At 59.9% G+C, this 799-nt stretch carries 1 protein-coding gene; it reads left to right on the top strand.

Going from position 1 to position 799, the window contains the following annotated elements:
• On the top strand, positions 1 to 799 hold a 799-nt coding region (locus EN780_RS39300; protein WP_189557073.1), incomplete at both ends, for a hypothetical protein.

Genomic DNA, 799 nt, shown 5'->3' with positions numbered 1-799 from the left:
AGTGGCGACCGATTTCCCCGTTCTGCTTCTCTGGAGAAATCCGTGGCTTGCCAAGCGGCTCTTCGAGGTCGTCGACGGCAAGACGATCATAAGAGGGGACGTCCTCCGATCTGCTCGCGAGACAGAACGAGCGTCGCGGACGATTCTCTCCTATTTGTTTGCGAGCATGCGCAATCTCTCGCCGCGCGATGCTTGGGTAGGGGCAGGTTTCGCCCGCATCGTTCACGGCATCAGCGATGAGTTGCCAATCGTGGTGCGACGAGATGATGAGGCGCTGGCTGTCGAGCCAGACCTGCAGTGGATAGGTTTGCACTGGGGCGGCCATTCTTCAGTTCCGATGCCAGCAGGCACTACTGCATGGGAGCATGCCGAGGCTTTGGCCGATGCAAGTAGGATGGAAGGTGGCATACGGAAAGCCGTGCTCAAGGAGGCATTTCGCCGTGCAACTTCGCTGGGTGACGGCCTCTGGTCCTTCCCTTCTGTCGCGCGCTTCCTCGACGAGACCTCAGCGCTTTTCAGGACGACGGTCTCGCCGGAATCATGGCTGCGCGATCCTCACCGGTGGTGGGTCTCGCGTTACATCACGACAGAGATGAGTACTGGCACCTCGCTCGAGAAAAGTCTGGCGGAGTCTTACGCTGAGGCTAGGGCCAGGGCGCTTGAGTCGGGTCTCGAAAACCGAGTGAAGGTGCCGGTTCCCAACGCGGCAGCAATTCCGTTGCCGCACCGTATGCTTGCTGCTGGGGCCTCTGTCATCACGACGGCGCCGGAGTTCATCGACTGGGTTGTAGATCCAAGA

The organism is Mesorhizobium sp. M4B.F.Ca.ET.089.01.1.1 (assembly GCF_004022605.1).
Taxonomy (GTDB): Bacteria; Pseudomonadota; Alphaproteobacteria; order Rhizobiales; family Rhizobiaceae; genus Mesorhizobium; species Mesorhizobium abyssinicae.
This window is presented reverse-complemented; position numbering and strand designations above follow the sequence as displayed.